This window comes from uncultured Arcobacter sp., assembly GCF_937982575.1.
Classification (GTDB): domain Bacteria; phylum Campylobacterota; class Campylobacteria; order Campylobacterales; family Arcobacteraceae; genus Arcobacter.
Map to the genome: position 1 here is coordinate 47,827 of NZ_CALJLR010000003.1, position 15,579 is coordinate 63,405.

A 15,579-nucleotide genomic window follows, 5' to 3' on the forward strand; every position below is an offset into this window, starting at 1 on the left:
TATAGATTTATTTATTAATTTTGTAAAGTGTTAGAGGTAAAAAAACTTTCAATAATATCTCTCATAATATCTGCATCTTTAACAGTATTAATAATATCTCTAAACTCTGCAGCTCCTGCATAACCTTTAGAATAAGAGTGAAGTAGTTTTCTAAACATAACAGCGCCATGTATTCCATGAAACTTTAATACTTCATCATAATGCTCTAAAATTATTGCTTTTTTTATATCTTCACTTATATCTTCAACCCCATGTTTTAGTTGATAAAAAACCCATGGTTTTCCAATAGCTCCACGACCTATCATAACCCCATCAGCTTTTGTATGTGCTAAAACCTCTTTTGCTTTAGCATAATCTTTAATATCTCCATTTGCAATAACAGGAATAGAGACTGCTTCTTTAATAGCTTTAATTGCATCATAATCAACAGGAGCTTTATATTTTCCAGCTCTTGTTCTTCCATGCACTGAGATAAAGTCTACTCCGCAAGCTTCGACAGCTTTTGCAATATCAACTGGAATTTTCTCATTTACACCAATTCGCACTTTTGCACTAGTGTAAATTTTTTTATTATATTTTTTTACTGTACTTAAAATCTCTTCAAGTTTTTTTAGGTCACCTAATAAGTTTGAACCACTTCCATGATTAAAAACCTTAGGGGCTGGGCAACCACAATTTAAATCAATACCATCAATGCCTTCAATATCATTTAGTATCTCAACTGCATCACGAACTAACTCTGCTTTATTTCCAGCTATTTGCACAAAATATGGATCTTCTGATGGAGATTTTTCTATCATTTTATAAGTTTTTTTAGAGTTGTAAACAAGAGCATTTGACGAAATCATTTCAGAAATTGTCAAATCTGCACCAAATTTTTTTACAACTGCACGAAAAGGTAAGTCTGTATATCCAGCAAGGGGAGCCAACACCATTAAGGGTTGGCTAAAATCAAGTTTATTCATTTTATTTGTTATAACAAAGTTTCTCTAAAGTGTAATATTTACCTGAGTCTTTTAAATCTAAAATAGCTCTATATGGTTGATATTCTTCATCTGTATAATTTGTTAAAATCTCTCTTGCTTTATCAATCATTTCATATTCAAATAGAATCACTAAATATGCATCAACTGCTAATTCATTTTCATTTGAAATTGTTTCAAACATTCTAATAAGTTCATCTGGTTTAACAGATTTTTTATAAAGTTTTGCAAATGTTAAATAATCTTCTTTATTAAACTCTACATCTTTTGTATATTTGATAATGGCATCATGTTCTAAAGCAAAGTCTGAATTTTCAGAATCTTTTTTCATAAGCTCTAAAACCATCTCTTTATCAAGTTTTAAACCATCAAGTAACTTCTTAATAGTAGTCATACTTTTATTCTCTACTACATTAGTAAATGCAGCTTTTACAACTTCTCTTGAAAAATCTTTTGATTTCTTTAAAATATCAATTGAATAGTCCACATCAACTTTTACTCTATTTAAAAGATTTTTTTGTGCAATTTCACCATTTTTATTAAACTTAAAAGATTTATCACTTACATATTCGCCAGAATTTATTTTAATGATATTGTTTACAATATTTTTAATATCACTATTTGAAGAATCAAAATTATCTGTTTTTGGAGATAATTTCATTTGTTCTAAAATATCTGCTAACTCTTTTAAAGATTTTTGTTTAAACTTTTTATTAGAGTTATTTTCAAGTAAGATATCTTTTAGAAATTCAATTATATTTTCTTCGTCTTTTTTTATAGCACTAGTTTGTAAGTAATTTTTGAAACCATAAAAAAGAATATGTAATATAGTTACTAAAAATAGTACAGCAGTAGGCAATATAATCCAAACTGCAATTGGTAAATCAATTGCATAATCTAAAATATTAACTGTGTAATTAGCTGTTTGCATACTAAAAACAAAAATATAAACTGCAATAATTAACAACAATGAAAAAGCGACATATTTTTTAAGTCCCATAAATTATCCTTTAGATTTAGTTATTCTCACTCTCATAAATCTCTCTACAAGGTGTACAAAATTTCGCAAATGGTTTTGCTCTTAATCTTCCAATTGCAATTGATTCATCGCACATTTCACAAATACCATATGTTTTGTTATCTATTCTTTTAATCGCATCTTCAATCTCTTTTAACTCTTTTGATTGTTGATTGGCGATTATCCCTTCTTTAAATGAATCACTTGAAACTTCAGCATAATCATAATCATCATTACACTCTGAATTTTTAAGAGAATCAATACTCTCTCTACTTCCTTGAATATTCTTTTCTATTAATTCTTTTCTTTGCGCTAAAATAATCTTTAGCTCTTCAATTTGCTTTGAATTTGCCACATTAAACCTTTTTCTAAAAATTTTGACATTATACTGAAAAATATCTAAATTATTTATGATAAGGATGATTATTAATTATACACAAACCTCTAAATATCTGCTCACATAAAACAAGATTCGCTATTTTATGAGCCATTGTAAGCTCACTTAAGCTAATTTTTTTATCACATTTTTGTAAAAATTCTGTTTCAAATCCATAAGCACCACCAATAAAAAAATTAATAGTTCCATTACTTTGTAATAGTTTTGCAAATTCAAAGCTATCTATTTTTTTCCCAAGTACATCTAAAGCAATATTATACCCACTATTTAAAAAAGGTTCAAAAACTTCGCTATAAGATTTTTTTGCTTCTATATCTGATATGGTTTGAGCTTTTGCAATTTTTTTATTAAATAAATTATAAATCTCAACTTTTGAATATTTTGAAGACATTTTAATAAAATCTTCAATAATTTTATTGAATTCATCATTAGAAGATTTTGCAATTTGATAAATATTTATTTTATTCATATAAACTACTTCCTACCACATTAAAGGAGATGTTTTTAATTTTCTCACCAATTTTTACTCCACCAATTGCACAAACAGGATGATTAGATATTTTTGCTAAATATGAGATTTTATCACCTAGCATTACACTCACATCCTTTGTTATTGTAGCTCTATATGCTCCTAAACCTATCATATCCAAATCTAAGCTGTTTGCTTCTAATATCTCTTTCTCATTGTGTGTTGAGAGTCCTAGAAGTTTATTTCCTATTTTTTTTCTTATTAGTTTTACTGCTAACTCTTTATTAGAATAAACCTGTTTAAAATCTTCTTGTCCTAAGTGTAAGCCATCACAGAACTCTACTAAATTAATCTCATCATTAATAATAATTGGAATATTTGTTTTACTTTTCAAATATAAGAGATTTTCTTTTTTTGTTTCAATATTTGAAATCTTATCTCTATATTGAATTACTTTTGCATCAAGTTTAATACATAGTTCTAAAAATTGTTCAAAAGAGATATTTTTGTTTTTTAAAGTTTGAAAATCGCATAAAGCGTATAAGTTATTTGAAGAGGTTTTAGGATTAAAAGCTAAAACTTCTTCAAAACGGGTAAGATTCATTAACTAACTTGAATTGTATTACTTGAAAACATTGTTAATAAATCAGAAAGTGTCTTTTTCATATCTGCTCTATTAACAACCATATCAATTGAACCCTTTTCAAGTAAAAATTCTGCTCTTTGGAACCCTTCTGGAAGATCTGCTCCAATAGTTTGTTTAATAACTCTTTGACCTGCAAATCCAACTAGTGCACCTGGTTCTGCCATAATAATGTCACCTAAGAAAGCAAAAGAAGCAGAAACCCCTCCCATAGTAGGATCAGTAAGAACTGAAATATAAGGAAGTCCTGCTGAGTCAAGTTTTTTCAGAGCTGCTGAAGTTTTTGCCATTTGCATTAGGGCAAAAGTTGATTCTTGCATTCGTGCACCTCCAGAAGCTGAAACAATTATAACTCCTTGTTTCTTCTCTAGTGCTCTATTTACACATCTAACAATTTTTTCACCTTCAACAGAACCTAAACTTCCACCCATAAAAGCGAAATCAAATATTGCCATTTGAACACCAATGCCATTTATTGTACATTCCCCACTTACAACAGAAGAGTTTCTTCCTGTTTTTTTAACAGCTTCGTCAACTCTTTTTTTATAAGATTTACTATCAACAAATTTTAAAGGATCATTTGGCATCAAGTCATTGTCATATTCAACAAAACTATTTTCATCACAAATAATTTCTATTCTTCTTTTTGCCCCAATTCTCATATGAAAATTACATTTAGGACATATATTGTTTTGAGATTCTACCTCTTTAAAAAACATCAAAGAACTACACTCTGGACACTTTATCCAATGACTTGGAGCATCTTTTTTTGTAGGTTGTTCTTTTTTACTATCAAATTTTATTTTATTAAATAGATTCTTCAAATCCATAATATATCCTTTTAAAAACTATTTTTTAAGACTTTTGAATTTATCCAACTCATCAAGTTGTTCCCAAGGGTAATCTTCTTGTCCAACTTGTCCTCGAGCTGCAACATCTGCATAAAGGAAAGTATCTGCACTTGGCTTATCTAGATTAAATTTCTTTGTAATCCAATTTGGTGTTAAAGAAAAGCTATCATGAACAAATGTAGATAAAATATCATCATTTAATCCATCAATACAAGTTCCACAAGTATCAACTGAAATTGATGTTGGTTTTGCAACTCCAATTGCATAAGATAATTGAACAATTGCTTTTTTTGCAATTCCAGATGCAACTATATGTTTTGCAATCCATCTTCCAGCATACAATCCACTTCTATCAACTTTTGTATAATCTTTAGAAGATTGAGCTCCACCACCAATTGGTGCATATCCACCAAATGAATCAACTATTAGTTTTCTTCCTGTTAATCCTGAGTCATGTAAAGAAGAGTGAGATACATATTTTCCAGTTGGATTAATATGAATAATTGTTTTTTCTAAACAAAATAAATCTTCTGGTAAATTTGTCTCTTTGATTAATCCTAAGATTAGTTCTCTTACTTTATCTATACTCATTGTAGATACACAAGGAGCTGAAACAACAACAGTGTGAATATGTTTTGGTAAACAATTCTCAAAATTCTCTTTTGTCTCATAATCAACTGTAACTTGTGTTTTAATATCTACACCTAAAACATCTGGATTTGCTAATGCGTAATCATAAACTTTTTCCATAAGCATTCTAGCATATGTAATCGCACTTGGCATAAAGTTTGCAGTTTCACTATTTGCATAACCAAACATGATTCCTTGATCTCCAGCACCTGTTTCACCATCAACTTGATCAACACCTTGGTTAATATCAGGAGATTGTCTATTTAATAAAACTTGTACATTTACATCATCAGGGTGTAAACACTCCTCTTTTGTAAAATGAGGATGACCGTTGTATCCTATTTTTGCTAAAGCATCAATTACTAAATCTTTGTAATCTTGCTCAGATAAATTTGTAGCTGAAGTAACTTCTCCACCAATAACAACATGTTTACCTGCAACAAAAACTTCTGATGCAACTCTACTTTTGCTATCTCCAATAATTAATTTATCAACAATTGTATCTGCTATAATATCTGCACATTTATCAGGGTGTCCTGGACTTACTACTTCACTAGTAAATAAATATTCTGTTTTGTTTTCCATTTTTGTTTTCCATTCCTTTGTTTTCCAAAAGTTAAATTTGAGTTATTTAGAAATTCTTTTAAAAAGAATTTTCAAATTTTATCTTTATCGTTTTCCATTCTTTTGTTTTCCATTTTCGTTTTCCAACTAATTAAAGTTAAAATAAAAAATAAAATTAAAAGCTTGAATACTTTTATAAAAAGTTATGAATTTTATCTAAAATTTACTTTTATAACTTTAAATTATTGATTAATTATTAATTTTAAGTAACTTATTCAACCGTTACACTTTTTGCTAAGTTTCTTGGCATATCCACGTCATTGCCAAGTCTTACTGAAATCTCCATAGAAAATAGTTGAAGTGCAACTAGCATCTCAAAAAACTCAAGCATATAGTGGTCACATTTACTTGTTTTAATAAAATCATCTGCCAATTCAAAATCCAAAGGAGAAACTGCACAAATAGTACTATCTCTTGCACTTAACTCTTCTACATTTGATTTAATTTTATCATACAATAAATTTTGTGGCATAAGAGCTATTGTAAAAAGTTCAGGATCTGCTAAAGCAATTGGTCCATGTTTCATTTCACCTGCTGGATAACCTTCTGCATGAAGGTATGAAATCTCTTTTAACTTTAGTGCACCTTCAAGTGCCAATGGGAAAAATACATCTCTTCCTATAAAGAAAAAACCGTGACCATGAAGATATCTTTTTGATAATCTTTTAGTTTTTTCATGAAGATAGTCATGAACTTTAAGTGATTGGGGAACTTCTCTTAAAGCTTTTAATTCACTATTTAAACATTCAACGCTAAGTGAGTTTTTATATTGGGCGAAATATAGTGCCATCATCCATAAAACTACTGTTTGTGTTGAAAATGCTTTTGTAGAGGCAACTCCTTTTTCTATTCCTGCTCTTGTTAAAACAGAATAGTTAGCAACTCTTGTCATAGAAGAGTTGTCCACATTACAAACAACTATTGATTTTAGTCCTGCTGTTTTTGCCATTTTAAGAGCTTCTAAGGTGTCGGCTGTTTCACCACTTTGAGAGATTACTATAAAAAGTGTATTTTTGTTTAATAAAGGCTCTTTATATCTAAATTCACTTGCGATTTCCACACTACATCTAACTTTTGCTAAACGTTCAAAAAGGTAAGAGGCTGTAAGTCCTGCATGAAAAGATGTACCACAAGCACAAATTTTAATCTCTTCAATACCTTCAATTATAGATGAATCAAACTCTTCAAAATCTACCTTTTCATCACACATTCTTCCAAGCATTGCATCACTTGTAACTACACTTTGTTCATGAATCTCTTTTTCCATAAAAAATCTATATCCATCTTTTTGTGCAAACTGTTTTGATGTAGGTAATACTCCCCATGAAATTTTTTCATCTTCAAAAAATTCAATCCTTTCAGCTGAAGCAACTCCCCCACAACCATCTTCTAAATATACAACTTCATTTGCAAGTCCTATTAAAGGAGCATCTGATGAAGCAAATAAAACTTCATTTTTTTCATTTCCACGAGCAATAATCAAAGGTGAGCCATGTTTAAAAAAATATATATCATTTGGACATGATTTTGATATAAGAAGTATAGAAAAAGCACCTTCAAGTCTTTTAATAGTATTTTGAAATGAGGCTTTACAATCATTTAGCTTGTTATTATAAAACTCAAATAGATGAACAATAACTTCCGTATCTGTTTGTGATACAAATTTATGTCCTGCAGTTTGAAGCTCTTCTTTTAGCTCTTTATAGTTCTCTATAATTCCATTGTGCACTACATATGAATATTCACCTAAATGTGGGTGAGCATTTAGTTCTGTTGGTTTACCATGAGTTGCCCATCTTGTATGACCTATTCCTATATTATACTTATTTTGTGTACTTACTTTTTGTTCTAGATTTTTTAATTTTCCCAAAGCTTTAAAAACTTCAATTTTTTCACTACTTAATAGTGCAATTCCCGCACTATCATAACCTCTATATTCAAGCTCTTTTAAACCATCTAATAAAATATCTTCTGTTTTTTTATTTCCAATATATCCAACAATTCCACACATAAATAAGCCTTTTTTATTTTAAAAAGATATTGTACAAAAATATTCATGATATATTACTTTTAGTATTTTTTGATAAAATTCTTTTTTATTATTAGGAGTTAATATTAAATCATTTTTAAAAGTTGACAAAGATATCTTTTTTTCTAGCTGTGATACTTGTGAAGCAAGATGTTGTGATGGAAGAAAAGGGAGTACTTTTTGTCAAATAATTCTCGAAGACTTCGAAAATGTCTATAAAAATTTTCCTATTTTATTTACCTTTGGAGACATGGGATATCTAAAAGCAATCATATTATTAAGTGATGGAAAAAGTTTATGTCCATATATAGAAAATTTTAAATGTACCATTTATGAAATGCGTCCTACTGTTTGTAAAGCTTATCCGCTTAGTACCAATATTGATAATATTGTCTATTATGATATAAATTGCCCTGGTATTAGTGAAATTGGAAGTGAAGTAATAAAAAATGGGGAAATTTCACCCTCTTTTGACTCTTATATTTTTGATGATTATCAGACAAGATATATAAATACCCACAAAAAACTTGAAGAATTTAACAAAATCGTAGATTTTGAATTAGTAACTACAATCAATAATAATAAATTTTATAAATATATAGGAAAAGAGATAAACCCCTATATTACAATGCATTTGGACTCTTTAAAACACTTGAAGAAGTATAATATATAGATAATAGTTTTACTTTAAGTTTACATTTGGATATAATTACAGTATCAAAACGTGATGGAGGTTTAAATGACAGGACTTCTACAGTGGTAGAATTTATACCAAAATTTATTGTTAATATTTAAAAATAAAAAGGTTTTATTTTACTAAAACTTGAGCTTATAATGTAAATAAGCTTTAAAAATTAAAAAGGCTCTTCAAATGAAGAGCCTTTTTTTATGGGTAGTTTCTTCTAAATAAGAGGAAATAAGTAGCTCTTTGCGACACGGTGGTGCTATCGCACATCACCTTAGTCTGCCAAAGCTAAAAGAGTGAAGCAGTTCACTCTTTTAACGCTTTCTTACATCATTCCACCCATACCGCCCATTCCACCCATACCACCCATGTCTGGCATAGATGGAGATGAAGGTTTATCTTCTTTAATATCTGTTACTGTAGCTTCTGTAGTTAATAATAATGAAGCAACTGAAACAGCATTTTGCATTGCAATTCTTTCAACTTTTGCAGGGTCTACAATTCCAGCTTCAAACATATCTACATATTTTCCAGTTGATGCATCAAATCCGATATTTTCGTTTTCTGATCTTTCTACTTCATTTACAACAACACCAGCATCAAACCCAGCATTGATTGCAATTTGTTTCATAGGTGCTTTAATTGCTCTTAAAACAATTGCAGCTCCAATAGCTTCATCACCTGTAAGTTCAAGTTTAACTTTTGCAGCAGCTCTAATTAATGCAGCTCCACCACCTATTACAATACCCTCTTCAACAGCAGCTCTTGTTGCACTTAGTGCATCATCAACTCTATCTTTTTTCTCTTTCATTTCAGTTTCACTAGCAGCTCCAACTTTTATAACTGCAACTCCGCCACTTAGTTTTGCAAGTCTTTCTTGTAATTTTTCTTTATCATAATCACTAGTTGTATTTTCAATTTCTGATTTGATTTGTGCAACTCTTCCATTTACTGACTCTGTACTTCCTTGACCATCTACAATAGTTGTATTATCTTTATCAATTACAACTTTAGCAGCAGTTCCAAGTACTTCAACACCACAAGATTCTAATTTCATTCCTAGTTCTTCAGAGATAACTGTACCATTTGTTAAAACAGCGATATCTTGTAACATAGCTTTTCTTCTATCACCAAAACCTGGTGCTTTTACAGCTGCAATATTTAATGAACCTCTTAATCTATTTACAACTAAAGTTGCCAATGCTTCACCATCTACATCTTCTGCAATAATTAATAAAGGTCTTCCCGCTTGGTTAACAGCTTCTAAGATTGGTAACATCTCTTTTAAGTTAGAGATTTTTTTATCATATAATAAAATATATGGATTGTCCATTTCTGTAATCATTTTTTCAGAATTTGTTACGAAATATGGAGATAAATATCCTCTGTCAAATTGCATACCTTCAACTACTTCTAATTCATCAGAGATACCTTTTGCTTCTTCAACAGTAATAACACCATCTTTTCCAACTTTTTCCATAGCTTCTGCAATCATTGAACCAATTGCATGGTCTGAGTTTGCAGAAATTGTAGCAACTTGTTCTATTTCAGTTTTGTTTGCAACAACTCTTGATGCAGCTTTTAAATTAGCTAAAATAGCATCAGTAGCTTTATCCATACCTCTTTTTAAGATAATTGGATTTGCTCCTGCTGTTACATTTCTCAAACCTTCTTTATATATAGAATGAGCTAAAACAGTAGCAGTTGTAGTTCCATCACCTGCTTCATCAGCAGTTTTTGAAGCAACTTCTTTTACTAATTGTGCTCCCATATTTTCTAGAGTATCTTCTAATTCAATCTCACGTGCCACAGAAACACCATCTTTTGTGATTGAAGGAGCTCCAAAAGATTTTTGTAATAATACATTTCTTCCTCTAGGTCCCATTGTAACTTTTACTGCATCTGCTAATTTTTCAACACCTGCATATAATCTATTTCTTGCTGAATCACTAAATAATACTTCTTTTGCCATTACATAACTCCTATAATATTTTCAATTTCTAATACTAAATAATCTTGACCGTCTAAAGTGAACTCTGTACCTCTATATTGTTCAAATACAATAGTATCACCCTCTTTTAATTCTGTTACTTCAGATCCAACTGCTTTTACAACAGCTGTATTTGGTTTTTCTTTTGCAGAATCAACTAAAATAATTCCGCTTGCAGTTTTACTTTCTACTTCTGTTCTTTCTACAAGAACCCTTTTTCCTAGTGGTTTAAAAGTCATTATATACTCTCCTATCAAGTTTATTTCTAATTTTTATAAGTTTTAGCACTCTATTTTTTTGAGTGCTAAATTGTAATAAAATTTTTGATTTTTGTCAAGTAAATTGAGTAAAGATGACTAAGAGTTTGAGAACTATTTTATTTGTGTCTATTTATATATTTTATAAGTAAATTATTTAATGAATTATGTAGGTTTTCATCTAGTGAATTAAGGGTTTTTTCACACTTAAAAGCTAGTTCATTTGCGGCAGTTATGGCACCATCAAGTCCCAGTAAATTTACAAAAGAGTTTTTTGCTCCGTCATTGTGTGTAGTTTTACCAGCTTCTTCATCACTTTGTGTTTCATCAAGTATATCATCTTGGATTTGAAACAGAAGTCCAATATCTATACCAAAGTTATAAAGCTTGTTTTGAGTGGGCAAATCATAGTTTGCAATAATTGCACCCATTTTTAAACTTCCAGCGATTAGTTTTGCAGTTTTGTGAATATGTAAAAATTCAAGTTGTGAAAGCTCAAGTTTTTGGTTTTCAAAAAAACAATCAATTGCTTGACCAATAATCATTCCATCAATTCCACCATCACTTGCAAGTACTTTTACACACTCAATTTTTACGTCACTAGAAAGTGGAGCATTTGCTATTTTTCCAAAAGCTTCAGTATTTAAAGCATCGCCTACAAGTATTGCAGTTACTTCATCATACTTTTTATGTAAAGTTTCAAAACCTCTTCTTAAATCAGCATCATCCATAGCAGGTAAATCATCATGTACTAAAGAGTAAGTATGTAGCATCTCTAAACCTAAAGCAATAGGAAGTGCACTTTTTACTAAAAGAGAGTTTTTAGAGTTTACTACACTTAATAAAAGCATAGGTCTAAATCTTTTTCCACCAGCATCTAACATAAGACTTAAGGCATCTTCAAAATGAGGATGAAAAGTTTTTGATGCTGGAAGATTTGATTTTAGATAGTTTTCAAAAGTTTCTAAAAGATTATTCATTATTTATTTTGAGACGATGTTCCCATGCCACCCATCATGTTCATGGCCATCATTTTTTTATTTTCATCTGATTGTTTTATTACATCGTTCATAGCTGAGATTAATAAAATTTGCAAAGAGTCTTTATCTTCAAGTAAAGAATCATCAATTTGCAAATCAATTACCTCTGAGTTTCCATTAATTGAGAGTGAAATCATTCCACCTCCAGCTTTTGAAGTAAATATTTTTGAAGCATTATCTTCTTTTGCTTTATTTGCCATGTCTTGAAATTGACCCATCATTTCATTTAGGTTTATTTTACTTAAATCAATACCATCAAACATGGTCACTTCCTACTAATTCATTTGTAATTGTTGTGATATTATTTTTATCATCAACAAGCACAACTGTTGGTTTATAATTTTCTAATTCACTTTCACTATATGAGGCATAAGCAATCACAATTATTTTATCGCCTATTTCTACTTTTCTAGCTGCTGCCCCGTTTAGACACATATCTTTACTTCCAGCTTTACCTTTTATAACATAGGTAGAAAATCTTTCACCATTATTAACATTTACAATTTCTACTTTTTGTCCAACTCTTAATTGAGCGGCTTGCATAAGCTCTTCATCAACAGTAATTGATCCAACATAATTTAAGTTTGCATCACTAACTGTTGCTCTATGAATTTTGCTATAAAGCATATCGAATGTCATATATACCTCTTTATTTTGCTAAATTAATAGGTTCTCCCCAGAACTGTTCTGGTATTATAAACTCCTGAACAGGATTCCCACCTATAATGTGTTCTTGTATAATTCTATCTATTTTTTCCTTAGATAAATTACAATACATAGTATGCCCTGGCTCAACAAGTAGTACAGGTCCCATTTGACATCTTCCTAAACATGAAGTTCTAATTGGTTGAACAGGTCCCATTAAACCATTTTCCATCAATTTTTGAGCCATATGATTAAATAAATCCCTTGACTCTTCTGTTACACAACTAGGTTTTGGCATACCTGGAGGTGCACTTTGTTCACATTTAAACATATAAAATGTTGGTTGAGGGATAACTGGCATTTCCATTTGTTTGTTCCTTACTACATATAATTTTGCAAATTTTATCCAATAAATATTAAAGTCATCTAAAAACTCAATTTTAATAAAATATTAAAAACTATAATACTATACTTTAAGCCCAATAAATGGTCAAAAAGGTAAAAGAATGAAAAAATTATTTATGTTAGCAATTATGTCTGTGTTACTATATGCTACTAATCCAATAGCAGTAGTAGAAACTACACAAGGTAAAATAGAAATAGAATTAAGACCTGATATGGCACCACTTGCAGTTGAAAACTTTACAACTCTTGCAAAAAATGGTTATTATGATAATCTTATTTTTCACAGAATTATAAAAAACTTCATGATTCAAGGTGGAGATCCAACAGGTACAGGAAGAGGAGGAAAATCAATCTGGGAAAAACCATTTAAGGATGAGTTTTCACCAAATGCAGTATTTGATAAACCAGGTATTTTAGCAATGGCAAACTCAGGACCAAATACAAATGGAAGTCAATTTTTTATTACAACAGTACCAACATACTGGTTAAATGGAAGACATACAATTTTTGGATATGTAAAAAGTGGTATGGATGTAGTTAAAAAACTTGAGAATGTACCTGTATCAGGACAAAGTCAAGGGAATAAACCCCTAATTGACCAAAAAATCATCTCAATTGAAATAAAGTAGAACTTCTACTTTATTTTAGTTATATATTTTTGCTAAAGTTTGAGAATCCACAGCATGCATAATTCTTTTCTCTAGCTGTTCTATTTTTTGTGTCTCTGCTTTTGCTTTATCTTTCCAATATTCTAACTTCTTAGATAAAATCTGAATATCAGAAGAGCCTTTTGATAACTTAAGTTTCTCAATCTCTTTTTCAAGTTGATCTATTTCTATATTTGATGCTATTTTAATTTGATTAATCTTTTTTTGAGAATTTGCAACAATATTTTCCATATTGTCTCTTAGTTTTTTCATCTCAATATTTAAACTTGCATTCTCTTTTTGGATTTTTATTACATTAATCCCTTTGATATTTGATACATCATCTTTTTCATATTTATCAACTTTTGTTTTTAAAATATTTACATCATCTTTATATTTATCTAAGAGGTATAGGTATTTCTCTTTGTCAAGCTCGACAGTTTTTAACTCTTCTTGTAGCTGTATTATTTGATTTTCTAAATCATTTATTTGTAAATTATTTTTTGCAAAAGTATCTTTTGTTTTTATAAAAATATCACTTTTTTCTTTCATCAAAGCAACTTGAACATCTCTTTGTTTTTTAATATCTTCAGTTATATCCCTTTGAATAATTATAGTTCCATTAATATTTCCATCTTCATCATGGGAAGGTATCATATAAGTATCAAGCATTAAAACACTATTTTCTTTAGTTATTTGTTTTAACTTCCCTTTCCACATCCTATTATCTAAAACTTTTGCAAACATATTATTATAAACTTTTATATCAGTATCATGACTTCTTAAACTTAAAAACTCTTTTCCTATCAATTCATCTTTTAAAAAACCAGAGAGTTTACAAAAGTGAGAGTTTACGTAAGTTATGTTCATATGAATATCAGTTTTTATAACTATACTATTTGCATCAATTGCTTTTTTGTATAAAGATAATTCATCATTTTTTCTTTTTATAATTTTTTTGACTAATAAATTTTCTGCAAACTCTTTTATTGATTCAAGTAAGGCTCTTATGTCTATTGGTTTAACTGCGTAATTAACTACTTTTAATTTAATAGAATCCATCAAAAATTCTTTATCAGAATAGGCTGTTGCAAATATAACGCCAACTTCTTTATCAAACTCTCTGATTTGTTTTATCATTTCAATCCCAGACATTGTTGGCATATTGATATCACTTATTATAAGGTCGATTTTTTTTTGATTTTTTTTAAATATCTCTAAGCCTTCAGCACCATTACTAGCACAAAAAACTTGAGAAAAGAAGTTTGTTAATAAAGAAGATAATTCTGTTCTCATTACATCATCATCTTCTACATATAAGATAGATATTTGTTTTAATAAGGTCTTATCTAAAGACATTTATTTTAACTTTTTGTTATTTATTAGCTCGATAAATTTTATGAAATCAAATGGTTTTAGTAAATAATCATTTACTCCATACTCTTTTGCTTCTATCATATATTTAGATTCAGTATGGGCAGTCATTATAATAATTTCTAAATTTGGATATAAAGATTTTACCTCTTTAATCATCTCCAAGCCATTCATAACTGGCATGCTAATATCAGTAACTATGATATCAATATCATTAGCATGTTCTTTTAAAATAGTTAAACCCTCTTCACCATTATTGGCTGTCAAGAAATCTACTCCCAGCTTTTGTAAAGTTTCGGAAATAATATCCATTAAATCTTTTTCATCTTCAACGAAAAGAAACTTTAATTTTTTAAGATGGTCTATACTTTCTTGTAAGTTCTTTGTCATTATTTTACTTTCACTATTCCAGTTCAGCTTTACTAACAACTGCTTCAATATCCATGATTACTAACATTTCGTTATTATGAAGTCTAACAAAACCTTTCAAATACTTTGAAGGGATTGATGAACCTATATCAGATACTGGTGATAATGCTGATAAATCAAGTCTTTGAACATCATCAACTTTATCAACAACAATTCCAATCATTCTTTTATCTTTTGTTACAACTGCGATTACAGCAGTGTTTTGATTATTTACAATATTTCCTGTCTTAAACTTAACTCTTAAATCAACAACAGGTACAACTTCACCTCTTAAATTAATAAGTCCTTTTATATATGAAGGCACGTTTGGTAAGATAGTTATCATTTCTGGATAAGTTAATATTTCTCTAATCTTAGGTAGCTCAATTGCGTATTGCATAGAACCTAATACAAACTTCATATACTCACTTGTGTTTGCATAATCTATTATTGCGTCGTCGTTGTTTTGATTTTCCATATGATC

The 15,579-nt window shown here is 29.4% G+C and carries 19 protein-coding genes; 2 read left to right on the forward strand and 17 right to left on the reverse strand.

Going from position 1 to position 15,579, the window contains the following annotated elements:
- Positions 1–14 precede the first annotated feature (14 nt).
- From Q0617_RS00975 to glmS, 8 genes are all read right to left on the reverse strand, one after another.
- The gene (locus Q0617_RS00975) at positions 15–965 is read right to left on the reverse strand and encodes a tRNA-dihydrouridine synthase (protein ID WP_298749512.1); all 951 of its coding nucleotides are present in this window, start codon (positions 963–965) and stop codon (positions 15–17) included.
- Between the two features lies 1 nt (position 966).
- Complete coding sequence (locus Q0617_RS00980) at positions 967–1,983, reverse strand: hypothetical protein (RefSeq protein WP_298749513.1); 1,017 nt, start codon at positions 1,981–1,983, stop codon at positions 967–969.
- A 16-nt stretch (positions 1,984–1,999) separates the two neighbouring features.
- Positions 2,000–2,356: an RNA polymerase-binding protein DksA gene (dksA, locus tag Q0617_RS00985; RefSeq protein ID WP_298749514.1), complete on the reverse strand. Its 357-nt coding sequence runs from the start codon at positions 2,354–2,356 to the stop codon at positions 2,000–2,002.
- A 49-nt stretch (positions 2,357–2,405) separates the two neighbouring features.
- The gene (locus Q0617_RS00990; RefSeq protein WP_298749515.1) at positions 2,406–2,867 is read right to left on the reverse strand and encodes a 23S rRNA (pseudouridine(1915)-N(3))-methyltransferase RlmH; all 462 of its coding nucleotides are present in this window, start codon (positions 2,865–2,867) and stop codon (positions 2,406–2,408) included.
- Positions 2,860–3,471 carry a thiamine phosphate synthase gene (locus Q0617_RS00995; RefSeq protein ID WP_298749516.1) on the reverse strand — a complete coding sequence of 204 codons (612 nt, stop codon included), beginning with the start codon at positions 3,469–3,471 and terminating at the stop codon, positions 2,860–2,862. The genes Q0617_RS00990 and Q0617_RS00995 overlap by 8 nt, the downstream gene beginning before the upstream one ends.
- The gene (gene accD / locus Q0617_RS01000; RefSeq protein WP_298749517.1) at positions 3,471–4,340 is read right to left on the reverse strand and encodes an acetyl-CoA carboxylase, carboxyltransferase subunit beta; all 870 of its coding nucleotides are present in this window, start codon (positions 4,338–4,340) and stop codon (positions 3,471–3,473) included. The genes Q0617_RS00995 and accD overlap by 1 nt, the downstream gene beginning before the upstream one ends.
- 18 nt (positions 4,341–4,358) lie before the next feature.
- A complete protein-coding gene (gene metK / locus Q0617_RS01005; RefSeq protein ID WP_298749518.1) occupies positions 4,359–5,576 on the reverse strand; it encodes a methionine adenosyltransferase in 1,218 nt (405 codons plus the stop codon).
- Between the two features lie 250 nt (positions 5,577–5,826).
- Positions 5,827–7,626: a glutamine--fructose-6-phosphate transaminase (isomerizing) gene (gene glmS / locus Q0617_RS01010; protein ID WP_298749519.1), complete on the reverse strand. Its 1,800-nt coding sequence runs from the start codon at positions 7,624–7,626 to the stop codon at positions 5,827–5,829.
- A gap of 268 nt (positions 7,627–7,894) precedes the next feature.
- On the opposite strand from glmS, the gene Q0617_RS01015 reads away from it, so the two are divergent.
- Positions 7,895–8,317, forward strand: a complete 423-nt coding sequence (locus Q0617_RS01015) for a hypothetical protein (RefSeq protein WP_366517893.1) — start codon at positions 7,895–7,897, stop codon at positions 8,315–8,317.
- A gap of 337 nt (positions 8,318–8,654) precedes the next feature.
- Here the strand turns inward: Q0617_RS01015 and groL are convergent, their stop codons facing one another.
- The 6 genes from groL to Q0617_RS01045 all read right to left on the reverse strand — a co-directional run bounded on the left by groL (position 8,655) and on the right by Q0617_RS01045 (position 12,628).
- A complete protein-coding gene (groL, locus tag Q0617_RS01020; RefSeq protein ID WP_298749520.1) occupies positions 8,655–10,301 on the reverse strand; it encodes a chaperonin GroEL in 1,647 nt (548 codons plus the stop codon).
- A complete protein-coding gene (groES, locus tag Q0617_RS01025) occupies positions 10,301–10,558 on the reverse strand; it encodes a co-chaperone GroES (protein WP_298749522.1) in 258 nt (85 codons plus the stop codon). The genes groL and groES overlap by 1 nt, the downstream gene beginning before the upstream one ends.
- A gap of 137 nt (positions 10,559–10,695) precedes the next feature.
- Positions 10,696–11,556 carry a polyprenyl synthetase family protein gene (locus Q0617_RS01030; protein ID WP_298749524.1) on the reverse strand — a complete coding sequence of 287 codons (861 nt, stop codon included), beginning with the start codon at positions 11,554–11,556 and terminating at the stop codon, positions 10,696–10,698.
- Positions 11,556–11,879 (reverse strand): YbaB/EbfC family nucleoid-associated protein, encoded by a 324-nt coding sequence (locus tag Q0617_RS01035; RefSeq protein ID WP_298749527.1) that lies wholly within the window; start codon positions 11,877–11,879, stop codon positions 11,556–11,558. Before Q0617_RS01035 ends, Q0617_RS01030 begins: the two co-directional genes overlap by 1 nt.
- Entirely contained in the window at positions 11,872–12,255 is a 384-nt protein-coding gene (panD, locus tag Q0617_RS01040; protein ID WP_298749529.1) for an aspartate 1-decarboxylase, read from the reverse strand. Before panD ends, Q0617_RS01035 begins: the two co-directional genes overlap by 8 nt.
- Positions 12,256–12,265: 10 nt before the next feature.
- Positions 12,266–12,628 carry a (2Fe-2S) ferredoxin domain-containing protein gene (locus Q0617_RS01045; protein ID WP_298749531.1) on the reverse strand — a complete coding sequence of 121 codons (363 nt, stop codon included), beginning with the start codon at positions 12,626–12,628 and terminating at the stop codon, positions 12,266–12,268.
- A gap of 139 nt (positions 12,629–12,767) precedes the next feature.
- Here Q0617_RS01045 and Q0617_RS01050 point away from each other — a divergent pair, with 139 nt between their 5' ends.
- Positions 12,768–13,295: a peptidylprolyl isomerase gene (locus tag Q0617_RS01050; protein WP_298749533.1), complete on the forward strand. Its 528-nt coding sequence runs from the start codon at positions 12,768–12,770 to the stop codon at positions 13,293–13,295.
- Between the two features lie 15 nt (positions 13,296–13,310).
- Here Q0617_RS01050 and Q0617_RS01055 read toward each other — a convergent pair whose 3' ends face one another.
- From Q0617_RS01055 to Q0617_RS01065, 3 genes are read right to left on the reverse strand one after another with little or no spacing between them, the layout of a single operon-like run.
- On the reverse strand, positions 13,311–14,672 hold the full coding sequence (locus Q0617_RS01055; RefSeq protein ID WP_298749535.1) for a response regulator: 1,362 nt from the start codon (positions 14,670–14,672) through the stop codon (positions 13,311–13,313).
- The gene (locus Q0617_RS01060; protein ID WP_298749537.1) at positions 14,673–15,077 is read right to left on the reverse strand and encodes a response regulator; all 405 of its coding nucleotides are present in this window, start codon (positions 15,075–15,077) and stop codon (positions 14,673–14,675) included.
- 13 nt (positions 15,078–15,090) lie between these two features.
- On the reverse strand, positions 15,091–15,573 hold the full coding sequence (locus Q0617_RS01065; RefSeq protein WP_298749539.1) for a chemotaxis protein CheW: 483 nt from the start codon (positions 15,571–15,573) through the stop codon (positions 15,091–15,093).
- Positions 15,574–15,579: the final 6 nt, after the last annotated feature.